The 26,112-nt window shown below is 67.7% G+C and carries 19 protein-coding genes; 8 read left to right on the plus strand and 11 right to left on the minus strand.

The features are described from left to right. The 5 genes from H0U68_RS18475 to H0U68_RS18495 all read right to left on the minus strand — a co-directional run. Window positions 1-296 (minus strand): biotin/lipoyl-containing protein (locus H0U68_RS18475; protein WP_296358255.1); only part of this gene is annotated, 296 nt, incomplete at its 3' end. Between the two features lie 75 nt (window positions 297-371). Continuing rightward, a complete protein-coding gene (locus H0U68_RS18480; protein WP_296358256.1) occupies window positions 372-3,242 on the minus strand; it encodes a 2-oxoglutarate dehydrogenase E1 component in 2,871 nt (956 codons plus the stop codon). 139 nt (window positions 3,243-3,381) lie between these two features. Continuing rightward, complete coding sequence (locus tag H0U68_RS18485; RefSeq protein ID WP_296358258.1) at window positions 3,382-5,274, minus strand: propionate--CoA ligase; 1,893 nt, start codon at window positions 5,272-5,274, stop codon at window positions 3,382-3,384. 28 nt (window positions 5,275-5,302) lie between these two features. Then, entirely contained in the window at window positions 5,303-5,917 is a 615-nt protein-coding gene (locus H0U68_RS18490; RefSeq protein WP_296358260.1) for an isochorismatase family protein, read from the minus strand. Between the two features lie 39 nt (window positions 5,918-5,956). Further along, entirely contained in the window at window positions 5,957-6,838 is an 882-nt protein-coding gene (locus tag H0U68_RS18495) for a diguanylate cyclase (RefSeq protein ID WP_296358262.1), read from the minus strand. 170 nt (window positions 6,839-7,008) lie between these two features. Between H0U68_RS18495 and H0U68_RS18500 the strand changes: the two genes are divergently transcribed. After that, complete coding sequence (locus H0U68_RS18500; RefSeq protein ID WP_296358264.1) at window positions 7,009-8,106, plus strand: response regulator; 1,098 nt, start codon at window positions 7,009-7,011, stop codon at window positions 8,104-8,106. A gap of 37 nt (window positions 8,107-8,143) precedes the next feature. Then, window positions 8,144-8,791: a response regulator transcription factor gene (locus H0U68_RS18505; protein WP_296358266.1), complete on the plus strand. Its 648-nt coding sequence runs from the start codon at window positions 8,144-8,146 to the stop codon at window positions 8,789-8,791. Here the strand turns inward: H0U68_RS18505 and H0U68_RS18510 are convergent, their stop codons facing one another. Then, complete coding sequence (locus H0U68_RS18510; RefSeq protein WP_296358268.1) at window positions 8,792-9,907, minus strand: PQQ-dependent sugar dehydrogenase; 1,116 nt, start codon at window positions 9,905-9,907, stop codon at window positions 8,792-8,794. A gap of 99 nt (window positions 9,908-10,006) precedes the next feature. On the opposite strand from H0U68_RS18510, the gene H0U68_RS18515 reads away from it, so the two are divergent. Further along, complete coding sequence (locus tag H0U68_RS18515; protein ID WP_296358270.1) at window positions 10,007-10,567, plus strand: C40 family peptidase; 561 nt, start codon at window positions 10,007-10,009, stop codon at window positions 10,565-10,567. A 562-nt stretch (window positions 10,568-11,129) separates the two neighbouring features. On the opposite strand, the gene H0U68_RS18520 is transcribed toward H0U68_RS18515, so the two are convergent. The 5 genes from H0U68_RS18520 to aceE form a co-directional block, all read right to left on the minus strand. Further along, entirely contained in the window at window positions 11,130-12,110 is a 981-nt protein-coding gene (locus H0U68_RS18520) for a tripartite tricarboxylate transporter substrate binding protein (RefSeq protein ID WP_296358272.1), read from the minus strand. Window positions 12,111-12,183: 73 nt separating this feature from the next. Continuing rightward, a complete protein-coding gene (gene lpdA / locus H0U68_RS18525) occupies window positions 12,184-13,986 on the minus strand; it encodes a dihydrolipoyl dehydrogenase (protein WP_296358274.1) in 1,803 nt (600 codons plus the stop codon). Then, entirely contained in the window at window positions 13,987-14,574 is a 588-nt protein-coding gene (locus H0U68_RS18530) for an MFS transporter (protein ID WP_296358276.1), read from the minus strand. A 25-nt stretch (window positions 14,575-14,599) separates the two neighbouring features. Continuing rightward, window positions 14,600-16,330, minus strand: coding sequence for a dihydrolipoyllysine-residue acetyltransferase (aceF, locus tag H0U68_RS18535; protein WP_296358279.1), 1,731 nt, complete (start codon window positions 16,328-16,330; stop codon window positions 14,600-14,602). A 70-nt stretch (window positions 16,331-16,400) separates the two neighbouring features. Continuing rightward, window positions 16,401-19,130, minus strand: coding sequence for a pyruvate dehydrogenase (acetyl-transferring), homodimeric type (aceE, locus tag H0U68_RS18540; RefSeq protein WP_296358280.1), 2,730 nt, complete (start codon window positions 19,128-19,130; stop codon window positions 16,401-16,403). 171 nt (window positions 19,131-19,301) lie between these two features. On the opposite strand from aceE, the gene H0U68_RS18545 reads away from it, so the two are divergent. The 5 genes from H0U68_RS18545 to H0U68_RS18565 all read left to right on the plus strand — a co-directional run. Continuing rightward, window positions 19,302-21,845: a PAS domain S-box protein gene (locus tag H0U68_RS18545; protein WP_296358282.1), complete on the plus strand. Its 2,544-nt coding sequence runs from the start codon at window positions 19,302-19,304 to the stop codon at window positions 21,843-21,845. 43 nt (window positions 21,846-21,888) lie between these two features. Further along, the gene (locus H0U68_RS18550) at window positions 21,889-22,515 is read left to right on the plus strand and encodes a response regulator transcription factor (protein ID WP_296358284.1); all 627 of its coding nucleotides are present in this window, start codon (window positions 21,889-21,891) and stop codon (window positions 22,513-22,515) included. Window positions 22,516-22,525: 10 nt separating this feature from the next. After that, the gene (gene folD, locus H0U68_RS18555) at window positions 22,526-23,380 is read left to right on the plus strand and encodes a bifunctional methylenetetrahydrofolate dehydrogenase/methenyltetrahydrofolate cyclohydrolase FolD (protein WP_296358286.1); all 855 of its coding nucleotides are present in this window, start codon (window positions 22,526-22,528) and stop codon (window positions 23,378-23,380) included. A gap of 59 nt (window positions 23,381-23,439) precedes the next feature. Next, window positions 23,440-25,515 (plus strand): M3 family metallopeptidase, encoded by a 2,076-nt coding sequence (locus tag H0U68_RS18560; protein WP_296358288.1) that lies wholly within the window; start codon window positions 23,440-23,442, stop codon window positions 25,513-25,515. A gap of 35 nt (window positions 25,516-25,550) precedes the next feature. Beyond that, the coding region (locus H0U68_RS18565) for a DUF4124 domain-containing protein (RefSeq protein ID WP_296358290.1) at window positions 25,551-26,112 on the plus strand (562 nt) is incomplete at its 3' end.

Here is a 26,112-nt window from a genome sequence, read left to right on the forward strand (position 1 = left end):
GCCGCGGGTGCGGCAGCTTGCGCGGCGGGCGCCGGCGCGGCCGCGGCGGCCTTGCCTTCGGTGTCGATCCTCGCGATCACCTGGTCGGCCGTCACGGTGCCGCCGTCGGCGATCACCAGCTCGGACAGCACGCCGGCCGCTGGCGCCGGCACTTCCAGCACCACCTTGTCGGTCTCGATCTCGATCAGGGTTTCATCGATCGCCACGGTGTCACCGGGCTTCTTCTTCCATTGCAGCAGGGTCGCTTCCGCCACCGATTCCGACAGTTGCGGGACCTTCACATCAACGATAGCCATTGTTCTGTTCCTAGAGATTGTTCTTGTGTGCACGCGCCAAGGCCCGGCAGCGCAGTGCCGGGCCCTGCATCCACGTTACTTGGTGAGCACGAAGCCCTTGAGCTTGCCGAAGGCGGCCTCGACCAGCGCCTTCTGCTGCTCCACATGCAGGTGCGCATAGCCGACCGCCGGCGAGGCCGAGGCGGCGCGGCCGGCATAGCCCAGCTTCTGGCCCGGCTGCATGTTCTCGTGGATGTTGTGCTGGATGAAGAACCACGCGCCCTGGTTCTGCGGCTCGTCCTGGCACCACACCAGGTCGGACAGGTTCGGGTACTTCTTCAGCTCGGCGGCGAACGCCTTGTGCGGGAACGGGTACAGCTGCTCCACCCGCAGGATGGCCACGTCGTCGGCACCCTTTTCTTCGCGCTTCTTCGCCAGGTCGTAATAGACCTTGCCCGAGCACATGACCACGCGCTTGACCTTGTCGGCCTTGAGGTCCTTGTGCTCCGGAATCACCGTCTGGAAGCCACCCTTGGTGAACTCCGACAGCGGCGAGGTCGCGTCCTTGTTGCGCAGCAGCGACTTGGGCGTCATGACGATCAGCGGCTTGCGCAGCGGGCGGATCATCTGGCGGCGCAGCACGTGGAAGATCTGGCTGGCCGTGGTGGGCTGCACCACCTGGATGTTGGTGTCGGCCGACAGCTGCATGAAGCGCTCCAGCCGCGCCGAGCTGTGCTCCGGGCCCTGGCCTTCGTAGCCGTGCGGCAGCAGCAGCGTGATGCCGTTGACGCGGCCCCACTTCACTTCGCCCGAAGCGATGAACTGGTCGATCACCACCTGCGCGCCGTTGGCGAAGTCGCCGAACTGCGCTTCCCACACCACCAGGGTGTTGGGGTCGTTGGAGGCATAGCCGTACTCGAAACCCAGCACCGCTTCTTCCGAGAGGATGGAGTCGATGCAGACGAACGGCGCCTGGTTATCGGCCACGTTCTGCAGCGGGATGTAGCTGCCGACGTCCCAGCGCTCGCGATTCTGGTCGTGCAGCACGGCGTGGCGGTGGGTGAAGGTGCCACGGCCCACATCTTCGCCGGACAGGCGCACCGGGTAGCCGCTGGCCACCAGCGAGGCCAGCGCCATGTGCTCGCCCATGCCCCAGTCCACGCTGGCCTCGCCGCGGCCCATGGCGGCGCGGTCGTCCAGCACGCGCTTGACCAGCGGGTGCACCGCCACGCCGGCCGGCACGGTGGTGATGCGCTCGGCCAGCCGCTTCCACTCGGCCGTGGGAATGGCGGTGTCGGCCGCGTCGGTCCACTTCTTGCCGAGGTAGGGACTCCAGTCGACCGCGTACTTGCTCTTGAAGTTGGTCAGCACCGGGTCCACCGTGTGCTTGCCGGCGTCCATGGCGGCGCGGTAGGCCTTGACCATGTCGTCGCCCAGCGTCTCGCCCAGGCCCTGCGCGGACAGCTTGTCGGCGTACAGCTTGCGCGTGCCGGGGTGGGCCGCGATCTTCTTGTACATCAGCGGCTGGGTGAGCGAGGGCGTGTCCTGCTCGTTGTGGCCGAGCTTGCGAAAGCACACGATGTCCAGCACCACGTCCTTGGCGAACTCCATGCGGTATTCCAGCGCCAGCCGGGTGGCCAGCACCACGGCTTCAGGGTCGTCGCCGTTCACGTGGACGACAGGCGCCTCGATCATCTTGACCACGTCGGTGCAGTACAGCGTGGAGCGGCTGTCGCGCGGGTCCGAGGTGGTGAAGCCGATCTGGTTGTTGATGACGATGTGCACCGTGCCGCCGGTGAAGTAGCCGCGCGTTTCGGCCAGCGCCAGCGTCTCCATCACCACGCCCTGGCCGGCGAAGGCCGCGTCGCCGTGCACCTGCACCGGCAGCACCTGCTTGCCCTGCGGGTCGGCGCGGCGGTCCATCCGGGCCCTGACGGAACCCTCCACCACCGGGTTGACGATTTCCAGGTGCGAGGGGTTGAACGCCAGGCTCAGGTGCACCGGGCCGCCGGGGGTGGTGACGTCGGAGCTGAAGCCCTGGTGGTACTTCACGTCGCCGGACGGCAGGTCTTCCTTGGCGGTGTGCTCGAACTCGGAGAACAGGTCCTTGGGACTTTTGCCCAGGGTGTTGACCAGCACGTTCAGGCGGCCGCGGTGGGCCATGCCGATCACGATCTCCTGCACGCCCTGCGCGCCGGCCTGCTGGATCAGCTCGTCCATCGAGGCGATGAAGCTCTCGCCGCCTTCCAGCGAGAACCGCTTCTGGCCGACGTAGCGGGTGTGCAGGAAGCGCTCGAGGCCCTCGGAGGCGGTCAGGCGGTCGAGGATGTGCTTTTTCTCGTCGGCCGGGAAGTTGGGTTTGGAGCGGATCGACTCCAGCTTCTGCTGCCACCAGCGCTTGCGCGCCTGGTCGCTGATGTACATGTACTCGGCGCCGATGGTGCCGCAGTAGGTTTCGCGCAGCGCGTTCATCAGCTCGCGCAGCGTCATGCTCTCCTTGCCGAAGAAGGTGTTGCTGGTGTTGAACACCGCTTCCTGGTCGGCATCGCTGAAGCCGTAGAACGACGGCTCCAGCTCGGGGATCTTTTCGCGCTCGGTGCGCTTGAGCGGGTCGAGGTCGGCCCAGCGGCAGCCGACGTTGCGGTAGGCGGCGATGAGCTGCTGCACCGCAGTGCGCTTGCGTGCCTTCTCGGAGTCGGCCGAACCCGGCTGGGCCGCCGGCAGCGCGCGCTTGGCGCGGTCGGCGAAGGCGCTGACCACCGGCAGGTGGGGCACATCCTTGGCGTTGCTGCCGTCGACGGCGGGCACGTGCTGCAGCGCGTCGAAGTAGTCGCGCCAGGCGTCGGGGACGCTGCCGGGATTGGCGAGGTAGTTTTCGTACATCTCCTCGACATAGGGCGCGTTGCCGCCGAAGAGATAGGAATTGCCCTGATAGGCCGTGTAGACGGAGCTGCGGTCACCACTCATGTGTGCGCTACTTTCCGTTCCCCTGAAGGGAACATTAGCTGTTGCCAGGAACCTCCGCGACACGGCTGGACCGGCTGGCGGATGCGACGCGGGCCCATGCCCGTGAGGTTGCGTTGCGGATTGTATCCCCCCGCCCGGGTTAACCCGCTACCACATCCTTGAGCTGCTGCAGAGCCGCGGGGTCCTCGATGGCGGTCACGTCGCCCGGGTCGCGGCCCTCGCAGACCGCCTGGATGGCGCGGCGCACCAGCTTGCCGCTGCGCGTCTTGGGCAGCACCGAGACGAAGCACACGCGCGCCGGCCGGGCCACCGCACCCAGCTGCTGCTCCACCAGCTTCATCACCTCGCCTTCGAGCTTGCGCCGCGCGGCTTCGTCAGTGAGGCCGCTCGCGTCCTTGGCCACGGCGACGGCCATGGCGACCTGGCCCTTCAGCGGATCGGCCACGCCCACCACCGCCACTTCGGCCACGTTAGGATGGCTGGCGATGCTTTCCTCGATCTCGCGCGTGCCCAGGCGGTGGCCGGCCACGTTGATCACGTCGTCGGTGCGGCCCAGGATGAAGATGTAGCCGTCCGCGTCGCGGGTGCCCCAGTCAAAGGTGCTGTACACCAGCCTGCCCGGGATGCTCTTCCAGTAGGTAGTCACGTAGCGCGCGTCGTCGCCCCACACCGTCTGCATGCAGCCGGGCGGCAGCGGCCCCTCGATCGCCAGCACACCCTTTCGGCCGGCCTCGGTCAGTTCCTCGCCGGTGGCCTCGTCCAGCAGCTTCACGTCGTAGCCGTACACCGCCTTGCCGGGGCTGCCGAATTTGCTGCGGGTGGTCTCCACCCCGTTGCACACCGCCAGGATCGGCCAGCCGGTTTCGGTCTGCCAGTAGTTGTCGATGATCGGCTTGCCGATGCCCTGGGAAATCCACTGCGCGGTCGGCTCGTCCAGCGGCTCGCCGGCCAGGAACAGGGTGCGCAGGCTGGACAGGTCGTATTTCTTCAGGAAGGCCGGATCGTGCTTCTTCAGCACGCGGATCGCGGTGGGCGCGGAGAACATCACCGTCACCTTGTACTTCTCCACCAGGCTCCACCAGATGCCCGCGTCGGGCCGGATCGGCACGCCCTCGTACATGATGGTCGCCATGCCGCCGATCAGCGGGCCGTAGACCACGTAGCTGTGGCCCACCACCCAGCCGACGTCGCTGGTCAGGAAGAAGGTTTCGCCCGGGCGGCCCTGGAAGATGTGCCGCATGCTCGCTGCCAGCGCCACCGTGTAGCCGCCGGTGTCGCGCTGCACGCCCTTCGGTTTCCCGGTAGTGCCGCTGGTGTAGAGGATGTAGCTCGGGTCGGTGGCTTCCACCCAGGTGCAGGGCACCTGCGCGTCGATGTGCCGCGCGCGCAGTTCCGCGTAATCCAGGTCGCGGCCCGCCACGCGCTCCATCGGCGCCAGGCCCCGGTCGACCAGCAGCACCGCCGCGAGCTTGTGCGCCGACAGGCGGATCGCCTCGTCCAGCAGCGGCTTGTAGGGCATGACCTTGCCGGCGCGCGAGCCGGCATCGGCGCTCACCACCAGCTTGGGCGCCGCGTCGTCGATGCGGGTGGCCAGCGAGTGCGAGGCAAAGCCGCCGAACACCACCGAATGGATGGCGCCGATGCGCACGCAGGCCAGCATGGCGAACACCGCTTCGGGCACCATCGGCATGTAGACCAGCACGCGGTCGCCGCGGCCCACGCCCTGCGCGAGCAGGATGGCGGCCATGCGCTGCACCTCGGCATGCAGCTCGCCGAAGCTGTAGGTTTTTTCGACACCGGTTTCGCTGGACACATAGATCAGCGCCGCCTGCGCGGCGCGCTCGGGCAGGTGCCGGTCCACCGCGTTGTGGCACAGGTTGGTCTGCCCGCCCACGTACCAGCGCGCGAACGGCGGGTTGCTGTCGTCGCAGATCTGGTCGGGCTGCCTGTTCCATTCGATCAGCTGTGCCTGCTCGCGCCAGAAGGCGTCGCGGTCTTCGATGGAGCGGCGGTGGAAGTCGGCGTAGTTCATGGGTTCGTCTCCTGCGGGCCGCGCCGCGCTACTTGACCAGGCTCAAGACGTCCTTGAAGCGCGGGTGCTCGGCAGTGCGCAGCCACTCGAAGGCCACCATCTCGGTGGTCACCAGCTCCGCGCCAGCCGATGCCAGGCGGTCGAAGGCGGCGTCGCGGTTGCGCTCGGTGCGCGAGCCGCAGGCGTCGGTCACCACCCAGACGTCCCACTCTGCCTCCAGCAGTTCCAGCGCGGTCTGCAGCAGGCACACGTGCGCCTCGCAGCCGGCCAGCACCAGCGTCGCGCGCTCGGGGCCGGCGGCAGCGGGCACGGTTTTCTGCAGACGCTTGGGCAGGCTGCGCGCGTTGCCGCCGGCGGCGCGCGCGGGTGGCCGCAGCTTCGGTTCCAGCACGCCAACGGCGCTGAAGCTCATCTTGGGCAGGGCCGGCGCGGCCAGTTGCACCGATTCCGCCAGTTCCGGCACCAGCGGCCCCAGACCCTGCGGGTTCTGCTCGGTGGCCCAGACCGGAATCCGCAGCAGCCCGGCGACGCGCGCCAGCCGCACGGCATTGGCGAGCACGCGCTCGCCCTCGTGGATGGCGGGCATCAGGCGTTGCTGGTAGTCCACCAGCACAAGTTGGGATTCGTCGCGGTCCAGCAGCATGGGCATTCCTTCGAATGCCCGATTATTGGCCCAAGAAGCTCAGAGCTCTTCCTGCAGCGCCACCGGCAGGGTCGGCTCGACCGGCGCCGCCGCCGGCCGCGCAAACGCATCCGGGGCGTGGCCGCTGAACGACGGCGACAGGCCCATCGGCCGTGAATGCCGCTCGCGTTCGCGCTGCAGGTAATGCTGGCGGCGCATCTCGCGCGAGCGCATCTCCATCAGGCCGTGCAGCACTTCGGCATGCAGCTCTTCGATGGTTTCCACGTCGGGCGCGGCGGTTTCGGCCATCACGTCAGGCACCAGCACGATCTCGCTGTCGCCGGCGTCGAACTCCACCCGGCAGGGCCGCCCCAGCACGCGGTGCACCGCGGCCTGCGCGCGCTCGCGGTCCACGCCCGGCAGCACCACGGCGAACTGCGCGCGGTCCATGCGCGCGGCGATGCCCTGGCTGCCGGCCAGGGTCTCCAGCTTGCGCACCACGCGCGCCAGCAACTTGCAGCTGATCTCGCGCCCATAGATGTGGCGCACTTCCACCATGTCGTTGAAGTCCAGCACCACCAGGCTGACCGGCCGCTTCGCCGCGCGTGCGATGCGCAAAATCTCGCCGCCGCATTCGGCAAAGCCGCGCGGGTTGTAGAGCTGGGTCGCCTCGTCCACCAGGTCGCGCCCGGCCGCGATGTGCAATTGCGCCGAGCGGGCGCCGCGCAGCAGGCCCAGCGCGACCAGCGCGCACACCAGAGCGCCGCTGGACAGCGCCTGCTGGCGGTATGCCAGCAGCATCGCCGCGGCCACCAGGCCCAGCGCCACCACGGCCAGCAGCGCCGACGTGGCGTGCAGGAAGCGCGGCGCCCACGTCGGCAGGCGCAGGGCGCGGGCGGGGTGCTCATCCAAAACGGCCGTCGATTCGAATGCGGGATTCATGGTGCTTGCTCCTCGCGCTTGATGCTGCTGCGCATGTGTGAGGGAATGAAACCACGCACGGCCGCGTAGCCATTAAGCAAATCGGTACGCCCGGCTTAGGAAATTGGCTTAGCGGTTTAAGGATTTACGCCCGAGGCGGCGCTAAACTTTCGCCGAACGCTTAGATACACATGTCAGCCCACTCTCCAACCGCCAGCACCCAGACCATCCGGCTGCTGTGCGTCGAGGACAACCCCGACGACGTGGAGCTGATGGCCATCGCGCTCGAACGCGCCGACCCGCAGCGCGAGTACGCGCTGCACCGCGTGGACGACGCCGGCAGCTTCGTCGAAGCTCTGCAGCAGGAATTCGACGTCGTGCTGTGCGACTTCAACATGCCGCGCTTCTCGCCCTATGCCGCCTTGCAGATCCTGGTGGCGCGGCGCGCCAGCACGCCGATGGTGGTGGTGACGCGCGCCATCGGCGAGGAAGCCGCGGTGCACGTGCTGCGCTGCGGCGCGAAGGACTACCTTACCAAGGACAAGCTGGGCACGCTGCCGCAGATCATCGAGCGCGTGATGAACGAGCGCCAGCGCCTGCTCGACAAGGAACGGCTGGACCGCGAGCTCGAAGCCGCCTACCGGCGTCTGAAGAAGCTGTCGGCAAGGCTGGTGGTGGCGCAGGAGCGCGAACGCTCGCTGATCTCGCGCGAGCTGCACGACCAGCTCGGCCAGACGCTGACCGGCGTGGTGATCCACCTGCATGCCGCGCAGCGCGCGCCGGATGCCGACGCCGCGCGCCGGTACAACGACATCGCCATGGAGATGGCCAACGGCGCCGTCTCGCAGCTGAAGACGCTGTCGTTCTCGCTGCGTCCGGCCCAACTGGATTTGCTGGGCCTGGTGGCGGCCGTGCAGTCCGCGGTGCAGCGCATCGCCGAGCCGGCCGGCCTGGCCTTTACCGTCACCTCGCGCGGGACCGAACCCGCCACGCTGGGCGAAACCGCCGCTGTCGCCATGCGGCTGGTGCAGGAGGCGCTGACCAACATCCTGCGCCACGCCAAAGCCACCTACATCGCGGTGCGCCTGCGCTTTCTGGCGCAGGGCCGCATCGGCGTTCTGGTGGTGGACGACGGCGTCGGCTTCGACAAGGCAAACCTGCTGGACGGCCAGCCGAGCGAGCGGAACATCGGTCTGTATTCGATGATCGAGCGAACGGAACTCGCCGGCGGCCGGCTGCACATTCGCACATCTCCCGGGCGCGGCGTCGCCATCCGGGCCATCCTGTAGTTCGAACGAAAAAGCTGCTCTCGGAGGAGACCCCCCAATGAAACCCAACGACGCGTCCAAACCCATCCGCGTGGTGCTCGCCGACGACCATGACCTGGTCCGCTCGGGCATCAAGGCGCTGCTTGGCATGGTGGAAGGCGTGCAGGTGATCGCGGAGGCGCGCGACGGCGCCGAGCTGGTCAAGCTGGTGGAGAGCCTCTCGCCCGACGTGGTGATGACCGACATTTCCATGCCGGGCATGGACGGCATCACCGCCATCGCGGAAATCCACGGGCGCCATCCGCAAGTGCGCATGCTGGTGCTGTCGATGTACGACACGGTGGACTTCGTCAAGCGCGCGGTGGCCAACGGCGCCTGCGGCTACCTGATGAAGGATGCGCCGCCGTTCGAGCTGGAGCAGGCGCTGCGCAGCGTGATGGCGACCGGCAGCTACTTCAGCCCGGCCATCGCGCAGCGGCTGCTGCAGCCTTCCGAGCCCACGGTGGACGACGAGCTCACGCACCGCCAGGTGGAAATTCTCAAGCTCATCGCGCAGGGCCGCGCCTCCAAGGAAATCGCTTACGAGCTGGGCCTGTCGCCGAAGACGGTGGACGTGCACCGCGCGCGCATCATGGAGCGGCTGCGGCTGAACGACATCGCCAGCCTCACGCTGTATGCCGTGCGCAAGGGACTCGTGAAGCCCTGATCAGGGCACCAGCCGCAGCAGCTTGCCGTCGGCTTCGTCGGTGAGCACGTAGAGCAAGCCGTCCAGCCCCTGCCGCACGTCGCGCACGCGCCCCCCGATCTCGGCGAATTTCGTTTCGCGCGCCACCTTGCGCCCGTCGAGCTCCAGCCGCGCCACATAGCCGAACTTCAGCGAGCCGACGAACAGGTTGCCCTTCAGTGCCGCGCCATAGCGGTCGCTGGTGAGAAATGCCATGCCCGAGGGCGCGATCGACGGCACCCAGTAGTGCACCGGCTGCTCCATGCCGGCCTTGGCGGTGAGGCCTTCGCCGATCCTGCCGCCGCCGTAGTTCTCGCCATAGGTGATCACCGGCCAGCCGTAGTTCTTTCCGGCCTGCGGCACGTTGACCTCGTCGCCACCCTGCGGGCCGTGCTCGTGCATCCAGAACGTGCCGTCCGGCGCCAGCGCCCCGCCCTGCGCGTTGCGGTGGCCATAGCTCCAGATCTCGGGCAGCGCGCCGGCGCGGTTCACGAACGGGTTGTCCTTGGGCACCGAGCCGTCCTTGTTCACGCGCACGATCTTGCCGTGGTGGTTGTCCAGCGTCTGCGCATCCTCCTTGCGGCTGAAGCGCTCGCCCAGCGTGAGGAACAGCGTGCCGTCGCGCGCTTCGGCGATGCGGCAGCCGAAATGCTGGTTGCTCGCGAACTTGGGCTTCTGGCTGAAGATCACCCGTACTTCTTGCAGCCGTGCGTTGTCGGCCGCCAGCGTCGCGCGCGCCAGCGCCGTGCTGTTGCCGCCCTCGCCCGGCTGCGAGAAGCAGAAGTACAGCACGCGGCTACGCGCGAAGTCGGAGTCCAGCACCACATCGAGCAGGCCGCCCTGCCCGCGCGCTGCCACCTCGGGCACGCCGGCCAGCGGCGCGCCCGGCTTGCCGTCGGCCGACACCACGCGCATGCGGCCCGGCCGCTCGGTGACGATGTAGCCGCCCTGCGGCAGGAAGGCGACGGACCAGGGATGGTCGAGGCCGCTGGCCACGGTCTGCGGCCGCACGGACTGCGCGAACGCACCGGCTGTCGCACAGGCCAGCACGGCTGTCGCGACAAGGCGCGAGAGCGGGGAAATTCGAGGCGTTTTCATTGTGCGATTCTTCACCAGAACACAGGTGCCGTGCTAAGCTGCGCGCCCATGTCAGTAAGGCTCAGCACTTGGCTTGTGGCCGTTTGCGCATCGATCAGCATGATCGGCGCCCACGCCGCCCCGCCCACCTCCGCCGAAGACGACGTCGGCCGTTTCCTGGCCGACAAGGGCCTGCTGCAGCGGCTGGACCAGGTGCGCCAGAACGTCGCGGGCCAGGTGGCCGGCAAGGCCGGCGCGGTCGCGGACCGGGCCTCCGAGCTGGTCTTCAACGCCATGGGTTTCCTGGGTGTTCCCTACCTCCGCGGCGGCAACTCCGCCGACACCGGTTTCGATTGCAGCGGCTTTGTCAAAGCCATGTACGAGCAGACGGTGGGCCTGATCCTGCCGCGCCGCGCCAACGAGCAGGCTGCCGCCACACAGCAGATCGACAAGAACGACCTGAAGCCGGGCGACCTGGTGTTCTTCAACACCTTGCGCCAGGCTTTCAGCCACGTCGGCATCTATGTCGGCGACGGCAAGTTCATCCACTCGCCCAAGCCGGGCGCCCAGGTGCGCGTGGAAGACATGGGTAGCTCCTACTGGGCCCGCCGCTTCGATGGGGCGCGGCGTGTTTTGAGCGGCGAGGCTTTGGCGCAGCAGCAACAAGCCGCTCGACCCTGAGCTGCGCCGCGCGTCGCGGCAGGCGGTGCCCGGCATGGGCTCATACTGCGGCGCCCGCGAGTCAGTTCACGATAAAAAATTGGGGTCAGATTCCAATTTCGCCGGCCTGCTTTTGCAGGCCCTCGCTGCGTCGCCATGCGACGCAGCGAAATTGGAATCTGACCCCAATTTTTTCCGGCTCCAACCCGATCACCACAGCCACCGCAGAAATCGCCCACGCCGGGCGCCGCCTGCCGCGACAGCCCCCATGGAGGCACGCCACCGGTGGCGCGCCAACATCGTCACAACAAAACCGCATGCGGGCGGGCCGTGTCGCGCAGTTGGACAGGGCGCCTGAGGTGATTGGTCGGGTGGCAGGCGCGCAAAGCGCGCTTCGTTGACTGACTCACGGCGGCTGTTTGAACGCAGCGTTTGCTTTGCAAACGCGAAGTGAGTTCCGCCGCGCTGCCGTCCGTCCAACCGCCTCAGGTCTGCCGGCGGCAAAGCCGCCGGTCGCCTTGTCCGCGCGACACGGCCCGCCCGCGTGCGGCTTTGCCGCGTGGTCAAGGTAAGCACGTACCGGTCAGTCCGGTTTCACCCCCGCATCCTTGATCACCTTCGCCCACTTCGCAGTCTCGGCCGACACGAACGCATCGAATTCCTCCGGCGTGCCTCCACCCGCGAAGGTCCCCATGCCGTCCAGGCGCGCGTGCGTCTCGTCGCTGCGCACGATACGCGTGACCTCGTCGGCCATGCGCCGCACGATCTCCTTCGGCGTGGCTGCCGGCGCCAGCATGCCGGCCCAGGTGCTGCCCATGAAGCCGGCGAAGCCCTGCTCGATGAAGGTCGGCACCTCTGGCGCGGCAGGCAGCCGTTTGTCGTGCGACACGCCGATCAGCCGCACACGGCCCTGCTTGCCGGGCTGGATGAGGCCCGAGGCCGCGTCGAAGAACAGCTGGATCTGCCCGCCAATGAGGTCGGTCAATGCAGGCGCCGCGCCCCGGTATGGGATGTGGACCATGTAGGTCCTGGTGATCGCCTTGAACAGCTCGCTGGTCAGGTGCGCGGCCGAGCCGTTGCCCGACGAGCCGAAGCTCACCTTGCCAGGGTAGCGGCGCGCGTAGTCGACCATCTCGCGCGCGGTCTTGAACGGCGCGTCGTTGTTCACCGCGGCCAGCAGCGGCGAGACGCCGATCAGCGCCATGCCCGCGAGGTCCTTGCGCGGGTCGTACGGCAGCTTGGGGTACAGCGTGGTGTTGGCCGCGTAGGCCGCGATCACGACGGCGAAGGTTGAACCATCGGCCGGCGCCTTGGCCAGCGCGTCCACGCCGATGATGCTGTTGGCGCCAGGCTTGTTGTCCACCGTGACGGTCTGCTGCAGACGGTTCTGCAAACCGATCTGCACGATGCGCGCCATGTTGTCGGTGAAGCCGCCCGGCGTGTAGGGCACGATGATGCGGATCGGCTTGTTCGGCCAGGCGGGCTGCGCGAGCGAAGGCAGCGCGACGGCGGCGGCGCCGGCCGCCAGGCCGCGCTGGAAGGTGCGGCGGGAGATGAGGGTCATGCGTGGGTCCTTGCGAAGACCCATGCATTCTTGGCTCGCCGCAGCCGCCCGATGCTCGGTGTTTCCCCGCGCGTTACCTGCGCGGCGGCGGCACGTCGGTGCAGGTGCCGTGCGCGATCTCCGCCGCCAGGCCGATGCTCTCGCCCAGCGTGGGGTGCGGATGGATGGTCTTGCCGATGTCGACGGCGTCCGCGCCCATCTCGATGGCCAGCGCGACCTCGCCGATCATGTCCCCGGCGTGCGTGCCCACGATGCCGCCACCCAGGATGCGGTGCGACTCGGCGTCGAACAGCAGCTTGGTGAAGCCCTCGTCGCGGCCGTTGGCGATGGCCCGGCCCGACGCGCTCCACGGGAAGTGGCCCTTCTTGACGGCGATGCCCTGCGCCTTGGCCTGGTCCTCGGTGAGGCCAACCCAGGCCACCTCGGGATCGGTGTAGGCCACGCTCGGGATCACGCGCGCGTCGAAGGTCGACTTCTCGCCGGCTGCGGCTTCCGCCGCCACGTGGCCTTCGTGCACCGCCTTGTGCGCGAGCATGGGGTTGCCGACGATGTCGCCGATGGCGTAAATGTGCGGCACGTTGGTGCGCATCTGCACGTCCACCGGGACGAAGCCGCGGTCGGTGACGGTGACGCCCGCCTTGTCGGCGCCGATCTTCTTGCCGTTGGGCACGCGGCCCACGGCCTGCAGCACCAGGTCGTACAGCTGTGGCTCCTTCGGCGCCTGCTCGCCTTCGAAGCGCACCAGGATGCCGTCCTTCGTGGCTTCGCCGCCGACCGTCTTGGTCTTGAGCATGATGTTGTCGAAGCGCGGCGCGTTCATCTTTTGCCACACGCGCACCAGGTCGCGGTCGGCGCCCTGCATCAGGCCGTCGAGCATTTCCACGACGTCGAGCCGCGCGCCGAGGGTGGAGTAAACCGTGCCCATCTCCAGGCCGATGATGCCGCCGCCCAGGATGAGCATGCGTTTCGGAATCGTCTTCAGTTCCAGCGCGCCGGTGGAGTCGACGATGCGCTCGTCCTGCGGCAGGAACGGCAGGTGCACGGCTTGCGAACCAGCGGCGATGATGCAGTTGCGAAAACTGATGGTCTGCTTCTTGCCGGTGCCCTGCTGCGCGTCGCCGCTGGTTTCCTCGACCTCGATGCGGTGCGGGTCGACGAACTGGCCGTTGCCGCGCACCACCGTCACCTTGCGCATCTTGGCCATCGCCGTCAGGCCGCCGGTGAGCTTGCCCACCACCTTGCTCTTGTGCGCACGCAGCTTGGCGAGATCGATTGCCGGCTTGCCGAAGCTCACGCCAAGCGCTTCGAAATGGCTGACCTCGTCCATCACAGCGGCGACGTGCAGCAGCGCTTTCGACGGGATGCAGCCGACGTTGAGGCACACACCGCCCAGCGTTGCGTAGCGCTCGACCAGGATGACCTTCATGCCGAGGTCGGCGGCGCGGAAAGCGGCGGAGTAGCCGCCGGGACCGGCGCCGAGGACGAGCATGTCGCAGTCGAACTCGCCGCCAGTCTCCGTTCGCCCTGAGCTTGTCGAAGGGCTTGCCGCTGGACGAGGGGCTTCGACAGGCTCAGCCCGAACGGGGACAGGCCCAGCCCCAACGGGCGCAGGCTCAGCCCGAACGGACGGCGCATCCGCCGTCTCCACCACCGCGATTACCGACCCCTGCGAGATCTTGTCCCCGAGCTTGACGCGCAACTCCTTCAGCACCCCCGCATGGCTCGACGGGATTTCCATGGACGCTTTGTCCGACTCCACGGTGAGGAGCGACTGCTCGGCCTTGATCCTGTCGCCGGGCTTCACCAGCAGCTCGATGATGGCCACGTCCTTGAAGTCCCCGATGTCGGGGACTTTCACTTCCGTCGGGGTGCCCATTTATTTTTCTTTCGCTTTGAGGGTGAACACGTCGAATGGCGTGGCCGAGTTGCGGTCGAACTCGCAGCCGGCGGCGATGCCGGCTTCGGCGACCTCGCGCGCGGTCTTGGCGCGCGCATACAACGCATGCATGGCGCCCAGCGCGAAGCTGCGGCCCGAGCCGATGCCCCAGAACTCCTTGAACTCGAACACCTCGCGGTAGCTGTACAGGCCGTAGATGCCGCTGGCGTTGGCGATCACCACGCTGAACTGGCTGGACTCGTACGGGTCGCTGTCCTCTTCCTTGGTCTGCAGGAAGAAGTTGTCCTTGAGGTACGGATGCAGCTTGGTGAAGGTGTCGAACACGTCATCCTTGCTGCAGAGCTTGAGGATCTCGCGCGGCATGGAACCCATGGCCTTGCGCAACACCGGGAAGTGCGCGACGGTGCCGGCCATGCCGATGTAGCTCGGGCCGTCGTCGGTCTCCACCTTGAAGATCTTCGTGTTGTCCTCGAAGCGGTGCGCGAGGCGGGTATCGCCGAATGTCACCAGGGTATCGGCAGCGATTGCGATCTGCCCCGCTTTTTTCACCACAACGACTGTTGTCATAAACCTCTGTTGTTTCTTCTTTTCCTTAGAGGAGCACGCGGCGGAAGTCCGCCAGGATCTGCCCCAGGTACACATTGAACCGGGCTGCCGATGCGCCGTCGATGACACGGTGGTCCCACGACAGCGACAGCGGCAGGATGAGCCTGGGTTGGAACTGCTTGCCGTCCCACACCGGCTGCGTCCGGCTTTTGCAGACGCCAAGGATAGCGACTTCCGGCGCGTTGATGATCGGGGTGAAATAAGTTCCCCCAATACCGCCGAGCGAAGAAATTGTGAATGTCGCTCCTGACATGTCGCCAGGGCCGAGCTTGCCGTCGCGGGCCTTCTTCGCCAGCTCGCCCATTTCCTGGCTGATGGCCAGCACGCCCTTCTTGTCCGCGTCCTTCAGCACCGGGACCATGAGGCCGTTGGGCGTGTCGGCCGCGAAGCCGATGTGCCAGTAGTTCTTCAGCACCTGCTCTTCGCCGTCGAGCGAGCTGTTGAAATCGGGGAATTTCTTCAGCGCGGAGACACAGGCCTTGATGAGGAAGGCGAGCATCGTGACCTTGATGCCGCTCTTCTCGTTTTCCTTGTTGAGCTGCACACGCAACGCTTCCAGCTCGGTGATGTCGGCATCGTCGTGGTTGGTGACGTGCGGAATCATCACCCAGTTGCGGTGCAGGTTGGCGCCGCTGATCTTCCTGATGCGCGCCAGCGGCTTGCGCTCCACCGGCCCGAACTTCGCGAAATCCACCTTGGGCCAGGGCAGCAGGCCCAGCGCCTCGCCGCCGCCTGCAGGCGCTTTCGCCGCGGCTGCCTGCGTGCGCAGCTCACCCGCCATCACGGCCTTGGTGAATCCCTGCACGTCTTCGTGCGTGATGCGGCCCTTGGGCCCGGAGCCCTTCACTTCCTCCAGCGGCACGCCGAGCTCGCGCGCGAACTTGCGCACCGAGGGCGAGGCATGGGGGAGCTTGCCGCTGGGGGTGACGGGTTCGTGGGGAGGCAGGGCGACGGTGGGGGGAACGCGACCCTCTCCCGCCTGAACCGGACTTTCTCCCTCGCCCCTCTGGGGAGAGGGCTGGGGTGAGGGGCTAGCGTAGGCTTCGACAGGCTCAGCCCGAACGGATCCAGGCTCAGCCCGCCCGGACGGGGCACCCGTCCCCTGCACCACCGCCACCAGATCCCCCACATTGATCTTGTCGCCGATCTTGACCTTCAGCTCCTTCACCACGCCAGCGGCCGACGAGGGAATCTCCATCGACGCCTTGTCCGACTCCACGGTGATGAGCGACTGCTCCAGCTGCACGCTGTCGCCCGGCTTGACTAGCAGTTCGATGATGGTCACGTCCTTGAAGTCGCCGATGTCGGGAACGCGGACCTCGACGGGCCCACCCTCACCCCGGCCCTCTCCCGCCAGAGCGGGAGAGGGAGACGGTGCAGGAGCCGGACTTCCTCCCTCGCCCCTCTGGGGAGAGGGCTGGGGTGAGGGGCTGGCCGGGGCTTCGACAGGCTCAGCCCGAGCGGATGCAGGCGCAGCCTCCGCCACCTCGATCACCGCCAGCACCGAGCCTTCCGAAATCCTGTCGCCCAGCTTGACGCGCAGTTCCTTCAGCACGCCAGCATGGCTCGACGGGATCTCCATCGAGGCCTTGTCCGACTCCACCGTGACGAGCGACTGCTCCGCCTTGACCGTGTCGCCGGGCTTGACCAGCAGCTCGATCACGCCGACATCCTTGAAGTCGCCGATGTCGGGGACCTTCACTTCGACCTGTGCCATCTTGTTGTTCTCCGGGTGCCCTTGGCTGGGCGGTTTCTTTTTTCGTCGGAAATGCGCGTGTGCGCGATTGTCACGCGTAAAGCGGATTCACCTTGTCGGTGCGGATGCCGTACTTCTTGATGGCCTCGGCGACCTTGGCGGCGGGCACGGTGCCCTCCTCGGCCAGCGCCTTCAGCGCGGCGACCACGATGTAGTGCCGGTTGACCTCGAAGTGCTCGCGCAGGCGGCTGCGGAAATCGCTGCGGCCGAAGCCGTCCGTGCCCAGCACCTTGTAGGTCCGCCCCTTGGGGATGTACGCGCGGATCTGCTCGGTGTAGGCCTTGATGTAGTCGGTGGATGCAACCACCGGGCCGGGGTGTTTGTCCAGTTGCTGCGCGACGAAGGGCACGCGCGCCTTGCCGGTGGGATGCAGCAGGTTGAAGCGCTCGCAGTCCTGGCCGTCGCGCGCCAGTTCGTTGAAGCTCGGGCAGCTCCACACGTTGGCCGACACACCCCAGTCCTTTTCCAGCAGGGCCTGCGCCGCCACCGATTCGCGCAGGATGGTGCCGCTGCCCAGCAGCTGCACGCGCGGCGCGGATCCGGAGGGGCCCTTCGGTAGCCCGTTTGCGCCCTCCTGCAGCAGGTACATGCCCTTGACGATCTGCTCCTCGGTGCCGGGCTTCAGGCCGGGCATCGGGTAGTTCTCGTTGAGCAGCGTGATGTAGTAGAAGACGTTCTCCTGCTGCTCCACCATGCGCTTCATGCCGTGCTGCATGATCACCGCCACCTCGTGCGCGAAGCTCGGGTCGTAGCTCACGCAGTTGGGAATGGTGGCGGCCAGCACGTGGCTGTGGCCGTCCTCGTGCTGCAGGCCTTCGCCGTTCAGCGTGGTGCGCCCCGAGGTGCCGCCCAGCAGGAAGCCGCGCGCCTGCATGTCGCCGGCCGCCCAGCACAGGTCGCCCACGCGCTGCAGGCCGAACATCGAGTAGTAGATGTAGAACGGCACCATGATGCGGTTGCTGGTGCTGTAGCTGGTGGCCGCGGCGATCCAGCTGGCCATGCCGCCCGCTTCGTTGATGCCTTCCTGCAGGATCTGGCCGTCCACGTTTTCCTTGTAGTAGGAAACCTGGTCCCGGTCCTGCGGCGTGTACTTCTGCCCATCGGGGTTGTAGATGCCGATCTGGCGGAACAGGCCTTCCATGCCGAAGGTGCGCGCCTCGTCCACCAGGATCGGCACGATGCGCGGGCCCAGTTCCTTGTCGCGCAGCAGCACCGTCAAAAAGCGCACGTAGGCCTGCGTGGTGGAGATCTCGCGGCCTTCGGCGGTGGGCTCCAGCACGGCCTGGAAGGCCGGCAGCTCGGGCACCTTCAGCTGCTCGTCGGCCCTGGCGCGGCGCTTGGGCAGGTAGCCGCCCAGCGCCTTGCGGCGCTCGTGCAGGTACTGCATCTCCGGGGTGTGTTCCTCGGGCTTGTAGAACGGGATGTCGGCCAGCTTCTCGTCGGGAATCGGGATGTTGAAGCGGTCGCGGAACGTGCGGATGTCCTCGTCGGTCAGCTTCTTGGCCTGGTGCGCGATGTTCTTGCCTTCGGCCGACTTGCCCATGCCGAAGCCCTTCACCGTCTTGATCAGCAGCACCGTGGGCTGGCCCTTGTGGCTGACCGCGCGGTGGTAGGCCGCATACACCTTCTGCGGATCGTGGCCGCCGCGGTTGAGGCGCCAGATGTCTTCGTCGCTCATCTTCGCGACCATCTCCAGCGCCTTGGGATGGCGGCCGAAGAAGTTCTTGCGCACGTAGGCGCCGTCGTTGGCCTTCATGGCCTGGTAGTCGCCGTCCAGCGTCTCCATCATGATCTTGCGCAGCACGCCTTCCTTGTCGCGCGCCAGCAGCGGGTCCCAGTAGCTGCCCCAGACCAGCTTGATCACGTTCCAGCCGGCGCCGCGGAATTCGCCTTCCAGCTCCTGGATGATCTTGCCGTTGCCGCGCACCGGCCCGTCCAGCCGCTGCAGGTTGCAGTTGACGACGAAGATCAGGTTGTCCAGCTTCTCGCGCGCCGCCACGCCGATGGCGCCCAGCGACTCCACTTCGTCCATCTCGCCGTCGCCCAGGAAGGCCCAGACCTTGCGCCCGGAGGTGTCGGCGATGCCGCGCGCGTGCAGGTACTTCAGGAAGCGCGCCTGGTAGATCGCCATCAGCGGGCCCAGGCCCATGGACACCGTGGGGAACTGCCAGAACTCGGGCATCAGCTTCGGATGCGGGTAGCTCGACAGGCCCTTGCCCTCCACTTCCTGGCGGAAGTTCAGCAGCTGCTCCTCGCTGATGCGGCCTTCCAGGAAGGCGCGGGCGTAGATGCCCGGCGAGCTGTGGCCCTGGATGTAGAGGCAGTCGCCGCCGTGCTCGGGCGTCTCGGCATGCCAGAAGTGGTTGAAGCCGGCGCCGAACATGGTGGCCAGCGAGGCGAAGGAGCTGATGTGCCCGCCCAGGTCGCCGCCGTCGGCCGGGTGCAGGCGGTTGGCCTTGACCACCATCGCCATCGCGTTCCAGCGCATGTAGGCGCGCAGGCGCTCTTCCATTTCCAGGTTGCCGGGGCAGCGCTCCTCGTCCTGCGGCTCGATGGTGTTGACGTAGCCGGTGGTGGCGGAGAACGGCAGGTCGATGCCCTCCTGCCGCGCCTGCTCGAGCAACTGCTCGATGAGGAAGTGGCCGCGCTCGCGGCCCTCGGCCGCGATGACGGCCGACAGCGCGTCGATCCACTCGCGGGTTTCCTGGGCGTCCGCGTCATTGGCGGCCGAGCCGAACAGGTTGTCGGGCTGAGCTGACATCGTCTTGTCTCCTGTGTTCTCTTGGGGAATTTAGTACGGGCATCCCGTTTGCGGGGCGAGTGTCGCATGTTTCCAAGGTCATTTCAAATGGTGCTTTGTCATTCCACGATGTGGTTTATTGATGCTGCGCAGCAGCGCGGCCCGGCCATTTGCAGCACCTACACTGTCGCGATGCAAGACTCTCCCGCGTCCGAACTGCTGCCGGACACGCTCGCGCCCGCACCCCGGGTGTGGCGCCTCTGGTGGCGCCGCCAGACCCCGACCCGGCAGGACCGCTTCGCCATGCTGGCGCCGCTGGCGGCGGTGCTGCTGTTCCTGGCGGCCATCGTCTCGGCCTTCTGGTACCTGCGGCTGGAAGAGATCGACCGCGAGCAGGAAGCGATCAAGCGCGACGTGGAATACGCGCAGCAGCGCGTGCGGCTGCGCCTGCTGGAGCGGCAGGAGCAGATCATGCGCATCGCGCGCGACATCTCCAACAAGGAGGTCGACGCCGAGGAGTTCTCCGGCCGCAGCGAAGCCATGGTGGTGCAGTACCCGGAGCTGCAGGCGCTGACCTGGATCGACGAGCGCCGCCGCATCCGCGCCAGCTACGCCGCGCCCAGCCTGAGCGCGCCGCAGCAGCGCGCGCCCGGCGAGACGCTGCGCGCGGGCGAGACCGACGTCATCTACGGCCTGGCGCGCGACCTGCAGCAGCCGGTGTATTCGCAGCCGGCCGCGGGGCCCGACAGCTCCGGCCTGCTGCAGCTGCACGTGCCGCTGTCCGAGCAGGGCCGCTTCGGCGGCGTGATCCTGGGCGAGTACTCCATCGACGGCCTGCTGCGCTATGCGGTGCCGGCCGACGTGTCGGCCAAGTACGCGGTGGCCCTGCTCGATGGCAAGGGCCGCGTGCTGGCCGGCGCCACCGTGCCGGCGCGCAACCCGGCCACGCAGCTGCTGCCGTGGGCGGCGGCGCAGCCCAACGAATACGAGGTGCCGGTCTCGCCGGTGGGCAACGGCCTGGTGCTGCGCGCGCAGGCCTACCGCACCTCGCTGGGCGTGATCGGCAGCGGCCTGTTCTGGCTGGTGATCGCGCTGTCCACCATGACGGCGTGGATGCTGGTGGCCAACTGGCGCCACACGCGGCGGCGCATGCAGGCGCAGCAGGCGCTGATCCGCGAAACCAACTTCCGCCGGGCGATGGAGAACTCCATGCTCACCGGCATGCGCGCGCTCGACCTGAACGCGCGCATCACCTACGTGAACGCGGCCTTCTGCCAGATGACCGGTTGGGAGGAGAACGAGCTGGTCGGCTGCACCCCGCCCTTCTCCTACTGGCCGGACGAGGACCGCGACATGCTGAGCGCGCGGCTGCAGGACGAATTGCACGGCCGCGCCTCGCCCGGCGGCATCCAGACGCGCGTGAAGCGCAAGGACGGCACGCTGTTCGACGCCCGCCTGTACGTGTCGCCGCTGGTCGACGCCAAGGGGCACCAGAGCGGCTGGATGACCTCGATGACCGACATCACCGAGCCGAACCGCGTGCGCGAGCAGCTGCAGGCCGCGCACGAGCGCTTCACCACCGTGCTGGAGGCGCTGGACGCCGCGGTGTCGGTCACGCCGCTGGGCAGCGAGGAACTGCTGTTCGCCAACAAGCTGTACCGCCAGTGGTTCGGGGGCCTGGGCAACGGCCACCTGCAGATGGTGGCGCAGGCCGGCGTGCCGGAGCAGCGGCGCACCACCGGCGAGAGCATGGACGAAGTCGATTCGCTGGTCGGCCTGCCGACCGGCACGCTGACCTCGGCGCAGTCGGAGCACGCCGAGATCTACGTGCCCGAGCTGAGCAAGTGGATCGAGGTGCGCTCGCGCTACCTCAACTGGGTGGACGGCCGGCTCGCGCAGATGGTGATCGCCACCGACATCACGCCGCGCCGCCACGCCGAGGAACTGTCGGCCGCGCAGGCCGAACGCGCCCAGTCGGCCAGCCGACTGATCACCATGGGCGAGATGGCCTCCAGCGTGGCGCACGAGCTGAACCAGCCGCTCACCGCCATCGTGAACTACTGCAACGGCCTGATCTCGCGCATCCGCGCGCGGCAGATCCCCGAGGAAGACGTGCTGGCGGCGCTGGAGAAAACGGCGCGCCAGGCGCAGCGCGCCGGCCAGATCATCCAGCGCATCCGCTCCTTCGTGAAGCGCAGCGAACCCAACCGCACGCCGTCCGACGTGGCGGTGATGGTCAACGAGGCGGTGGAGCTGGCCGAGATCGAGCTGCGCCGGCGCAACGTGCGCCTGTCGCACTACGTGGCCGCGCGGCTGCCGCGGCTGATGGTGGACCCGATCCTGATCGAGCAGGTGCTGGTCAACCTGCTGAAGAACGCGGCCGAATCGATCGAGCATGCGCGCCGGCCGGTGTCGCGCCGCAGCGTGGAGCTGCGCGTGATCCCGCGCGACATCGACGAGCAGCCGGTGGTGGAGTTCTCGGTGCTGGACTCCGGCCAGGGCCTGGCGCCCGAAGTGATGGAACGCCTGTACGAAGCCTTCTTCTCCACCAAGGCCGAAGGCATGGGCATCGGGCTGAACCTGTGCCGCACCATCGTGGAGTCGCACCAGGGCAGGATGCAGGCGGAGAACATTTACAATGTCACGGATGTGGTGGGCTGCCGGTTTTCCTTTTGGATTCCGGTCTCTTCTGCTATCAATTCTGTAGTCGGCAAGGACACGGGCATCGTGGCCTGAGCCACCCAGGCGACTGCCGGTTCCGGCGCGCGGAGACTGACCAATGAGCTTGATTCCCAAGAAGGGCACGGTGTACGTCGTGGACGACGACGAGGCCGTGCGCGACTCGCTGCAGTGGCTGCTGGAGGGCAAGGACTACCGGGTGCGCTGTTTCGAATCCGCCGAGTCCTTCCTCGCCCGCTACGACCCGCGCGAAGTGGCCTGCCTGATCGTGGACATCCGCATGGGCGGCATGACCGGCCTGGAGCTGCAGGACCGGCTGGTGGAGCGCAAGTCGCCGCTGCCCATCGTCTTCATCACCGGCCACGGCGACGTGCCGATGGCGGTGAACACCATGAAGAAGGGCGCCATGGATTTCATCCAGAAGCCCTTCAAGGAAGACGAGCTGGTGAGCCTGGTCGAGCGCATGCTGGAGCGGGCCAAGGACACCTTCGCCGACTTCCAGAGCGCCGCCAGCCGCGACGCGCTGTTGTCCAAGCTGACCTCGCGCGAGGCCCAGGTGCTGGAACGCATCGTCGCCGGCCGCCTGAACAAGCAGATCGCCGACGACCTGGGCATCAGCATCAAGACGGTGGAGGCGCACCGCGCCAACATCATGGAAAAGCTCAACGCGAACACCGTGGCCGACCTGCTGAAGATCGCGCTGGGACAGAACGCGCCAAAAGCCTGATTTCCTTTCCATGACCGCACAAATCATCGACGGCAACGCGCTTGCCAAGCAGATCCGCGCCGAAGCCGCCGGCCGCACCGCGGCCCTGAAGGCACGCGGCGTGCAGCCGCACTTGGCGATCGTGCTGGTCGGCGAGGACCCGGCCAGCCAGGTCTACGTGAAGCACAAGGTCGCCGACAGCGAGCAGACCGGCCTGAAGGCCACGCTGGAACGCCACCCGGTGGACATGACGGAAGACGCCCTGCTGGCGCGCATTCGCGCGCTGAATGCGGATGCCTCGGTGCACGGCATCCTGGTGCAGCTTCCGCTGCCCAGGCACATGGACAGCCACAAGGTCATCGAAACCATCTCGCCCGCCAAGGACGTGGATGGCTTCCACGTGGCCAGCGCCGGCGCGCTGATGGTCGGCCAGCCCGGCTTCTGGCCGTGCACGCCCTACGGCTGCATGAAGATGCTGGAATCCATCGGCTACGACCTGCGCGGCAAGCATGCGGTGGTGATCGGCCGCAGCAACATCGTCGGCAAGCCCATGGCCATGATGCTGCTGGCCAAGGACGCCACGGTCACGGTGTGCCACAGCCGCACGCCCGACCTGGCCGCGTTCACGCGCCAGGCCGACGTGGTGGTCGCCGCGGTGGGCAAGCGCAACGTGCTGACCGCTGGCATGGTCAAGCCCGGCGCGGTGGTCATCGACGTCGGCATGAATCGCAACGACGAAGGCAAGCTCTGCGGCGACGTCGATTTCGACGGCGTGAAGGAAGTCGCCGGCTGGATCACGCCGGTGCCCGGCGGCGTCGGCCCGATGACGCGCGCCATGCTGCTGGCCAACACCATCGACGCGGCTGAGCGCACCGGCCGCGGCTGAGCAACACGCCGTTGCCCGCACGGCGTTGAAACGCGCGCCGCTGCCGCAAAATGCGGTGGATGACCAATCCGCTGCCCGCCAATCCGCTTCTCGCCAACCCGCTCCTCGACTTCCACGACCTTCCCCTGTTCGACCAGGTCAAGCCTGAGCACGTCGTCCCGGCGATGGACGCACTGCTCGCCCAGGCCGACCGCGCGCTGGAAACGGTGACCGCCCCCGACTTCCCCGCGCAGTGGGAAGCGATCGCCAAGGTGCTGGACGTGGCGACCGAGAACCTGGGCCGCGCCTGGGGCGTGGTGAGCCACCTCAACGGCGTGGCCGACACGCCGGAGCTGCGAACCGCCTACAACGCCGCGCTGCCCAAGGTCACGGAGTTCTGGACCCGCCTGGGCGCCGACGAGCGCCTGTACGCCAAGTACAAGGCCATCGATGCGTCCACGCTGAACGCCGAGCGGCGCCAGGCGCACAAGAACGCCATGCGCAACTTCGTGCTCTCGGGCGCGGAATTGCAGGGCGAAGCCAAGGAGCGTTTCGCCCGCATCCAGGAACGCCAGGCGGAGCTCAGCCAGAAGTTCAGCGAGCACGTGCTGGACGCGACCGATGCCTACGCCTGGTACGCTGACGACAGCGAACTGGCAGGCGTGCCGCCGGACGTAGTGCAGGCCGCGCGCGCGGCCGCGCAAGCCGAAGGCAAGAGCGGCCACAAGCTCACCTTGAAGATGCCGGTGTATTTGCCGGTGATGCAGTTCGGCCACGACCGCACCTTGCGCGAACGCCTGTACCGCGCCTACGTCACGCGCGCCAGCGACCAGGGCGAGCCGCGCTTCGACAACACGCCGCTGATCGGCGAGATCCTGGCGCTGCGCAAGGAAGAAGCGCAGCTGCTCGGCTACAAGAACTTCTCCGAGGTGTCGCTGGTGCCCAAGATGGCCGAGTCGCCCGCGCAGGTGCTCCAGTTCCTGCGCGACCTGGCGCGGCGCGCCCGCCCCTATGCGGAACGCGACGTGGCCGACATGCGCACCTTCGCCGGCGAAAAGCTCGGCATGGCCGATCCGCAGGCCTGGGACTGGTCGTACATCGGCGAAAAGCTCAAGGAAGAGCGCTACGCCTTCAGCGAGCAGGAGGTCAAGCAGTACTTCACCGGCCCCAAGGTGCTGGCCGGCCTGTTCAAGATCGTCGAGACGCTGTTCGAGGTGGAAATCCGCCGCGACAACGCGCCGGTGTGGAACCCCTCGGTGGAGTTCTACCGCATCGAGCGGCCGCACCCGGAGGGGGCGCACAAGGGGACGCAGCTGGTCGGCCAGTTCTACCTGGACCCGTCCGCGCGCAGCGGCAAGCGCGGCGGCGCCTGGATGGACGACGTGCGCGCGCGCTGGCTGCGCCCCGACGACGGCCGGCTGCAGACGCCGGTGGCGCACCTGGTGTGCAACTTCGCCGACGGCGTGGAAGGCCGCCCGCCGCTGCTCACGCACGACGACGTGATCACGCTGTTCCACGAATCGGGCCACGGACTGCACCACATGCTGACGCAGGTGGACGAGCGCGACGTCTCGGGCATCAGCGGCGTGGAGTGGGACGCGGTGGAGCTGCCCAGCCAGTTCATGGAGAACTTCTGCTGGGAATGGGGCGTGCTCAAGCACATGACGGCGCATGTGGACACTGGCGAGCCGCTGCCGCGCGCGTTGTTCGACAAGATGCTGGCCGCCAAGAACTTCCAGAGCGGGCTGCAGACGCTGCGGCAGATCGAGTTCTCGCTGGTGGACATGCTGCTGCACTCCGAGCAAGACCCGGCCGCCGACATCCAGCCGCTGGTGGCGCGCGTGCGCGCCGAGATCTCGGTGCTGCAGCCGCCGGCCTTCAGCCGCACGGCGCACAGCTTCAGCCACATCTTCGCGGGCGGCTACGCGGCAGGCTACTACAGCTACAAGTGGGCCGAGGTGCTGAGCGCCGACGCCTATGCCGCTTTCGAGGAAACCTCTGGTAACGACGGATTGCCGAGCGTGGAAACCGGGAGAAAATACCGCCGAGCTATCCTGGAGGTCGGTGGCAGCCGGCCGGCGATGGAATCCTTCAAGGAATTCCGCGGGCGCGAGCCCACGCTGGACGCGCTGCTGCGCCACCAGGGCATGGCTTGACGCCCGACCAACGCCCTTCTGGAGTTCGCGACCCTATGCCTGCTGCGCGCCTGCTTGTTGTTGCCGGATGGCTGGGCCTGCTGGCCGCCGCGTGGAGCGTGCCCGCCGGCGCCCAGCCGATCTACCGCATCACCGGCCCCGACGGCAAGGTGACCTTCAGCGATCGTCCCCCCGCCGACCCCGGCGTGCGCGCCAGCACGGCGCCGGTGGTGCCGCTGCCCGGCAACGACGGCAACGGCTCCCTGCCGTTCGAGCTGCGCGCCGCGGCCAGCCGCTACCCGGTGGTGCTGTACACGCAGCCGGACTGCGGCCCCTGCGACAGCGGCCGCACCTACCTGAGCGGGCGCGGCATTCCCTTCAGCGAAAAGACGGTGAGCTCACGCGAGGACATCGACGCGCTGCAGCGCCTGATCGGCGCGGCGCCCTCGCTGCCCGTGCTGACCGTCGGCAGCCAGCAGCTCAAGGGCTTCGCCAGCGTCGAATGGCAGCAGTTCCTGGACGCGGCCGGCTATCCGCAGACCTCGCAGCTGCCCACCAGCTACCGCCGCCCGCCGGCATCGCCGCTGGTGGCTGCCCAGGCGCCGCCGCAGCCGCGTG

This window comes from Ramlibacter sp., assembly GCF_013697775.1.
Lineage (GTDB): Bacteria > Pseudomonadota > Gammaproteobacteria > Burkholderiales > Burkholderiaceae_C > Ramlibacter.

Coding starts and splice junctions, on each gene's coding strand:
- H0U68_RS18505 (WP_296358266.1), top strand. CDS start 8,144: ATGAAACCCAACGACGCGTCCAAACCCATCCGCGTGGTGCTCGCCGAC.
- aceE (WP_296358280.1), bottom strand. CDS start 19,130: ATGTCAGCTCAGCCCGACAACCTGTTCGGCTCGGCCGCCAATGACGCG.
- H0U68_RS18500 (WP_296358264.1), top strand. CDS start 7,009: ATGTCAGCCCACTCTCCAACCGCCAGCACCCAGACCATCCGGCTGCTG.
- folD (WP_296358286.1), top strand. CDS start 22,526: ATGACCGCACAAATCATCGACGGCAACGCGCTTGCCAAGCAGATCCGC.
- H0U68_RS18560 (WP_296358288.1), top strand. CDS start 23,440: ATGACCAATCCGCTGCCCGCCAATCCGCTTCTCGCCAACCCGCTCCTC.
- H0U68_RS18480 (WP_296358256.1), bottom strand. CDS start 3,242: ATGAGTGGTGACCGCAGCTCCGTCTACACGGCCTATCAGGGCAATTCC.
- H0U68_RS18490 (WP_296358260.1), bottom strand. CDS start 5,917: ATGCTGCTGGACCGCGACGAATCCCAACTTGTGCTGGTGGACTACCAG.
- H0U68_RS18485 (WP_296358258.1), bottom strand. CDS start 5,274: ATGAACTACGCCGACTTCCACCGCCGCTCCATCGAAGACCGCGACGCC.
- H0U68_RS18510 (WP_296358268.1), bottom strand. CDS start 9,907: ATGAAAACGCCTCGAATTTCCCCGCTCTCGCGCCTTGTCGCGACAGCC.
- aceF (WP_296358279.1), bottom strand. CDS start 16,330: ATGGCACAGGTCGAAGTGAAGGTCCCCGACATCGGCGACTTCAAGGAT.
- H0U68_RS18545 (WP_296358282.1), top strand. CDS start 19,302: ATGCAAGACTCTCCCGCGTCCGAACTGCTGCCGGACACGCTCGCGCCC.
- H0U68_RS18550 (WP_296358284.1), top strand. CDS start 21,889: ATGAGCTTGATTCCCAAGAAGGGCACGGTGTACGTCGTGGACGACGAC.
- H0U68_RS18515 (WP_296358270.1), top strand. CDS start 10,007: ATGATCGGCGCCCACGCCGCCCCGCCCACCTCCGCCGAAGACGACGTC.
- lpdA (WP_296358274.1), bottom strand. CDS start 13,986: ATGGGCACCCCGACGGAAGTGAAAGTCCCCGACATCGGGGACTTCAAG.
- H0U68_RS18520 (WP_296358272.1), bottom strand. CDS start 12,110: ATGACCCTCATCTCCCGCCGCACCTTCCAGCGCGGCCTGGCGGCCGGC.
- H0U68_RS18495 (WP_296358262.1), bottom strand. CDS start 6,838: ATGAATCCCGCATTCGAATCGACGGCCGTTTTGGATGAGCACCCCGCC.
- H0U68_RS18530 (WP_296358276.1), bottom strand. CDS start 14,574: ATGACAACAGTCGTTGTGGTGAAAAAAGCGGGGCAGATCGCAATCGCT.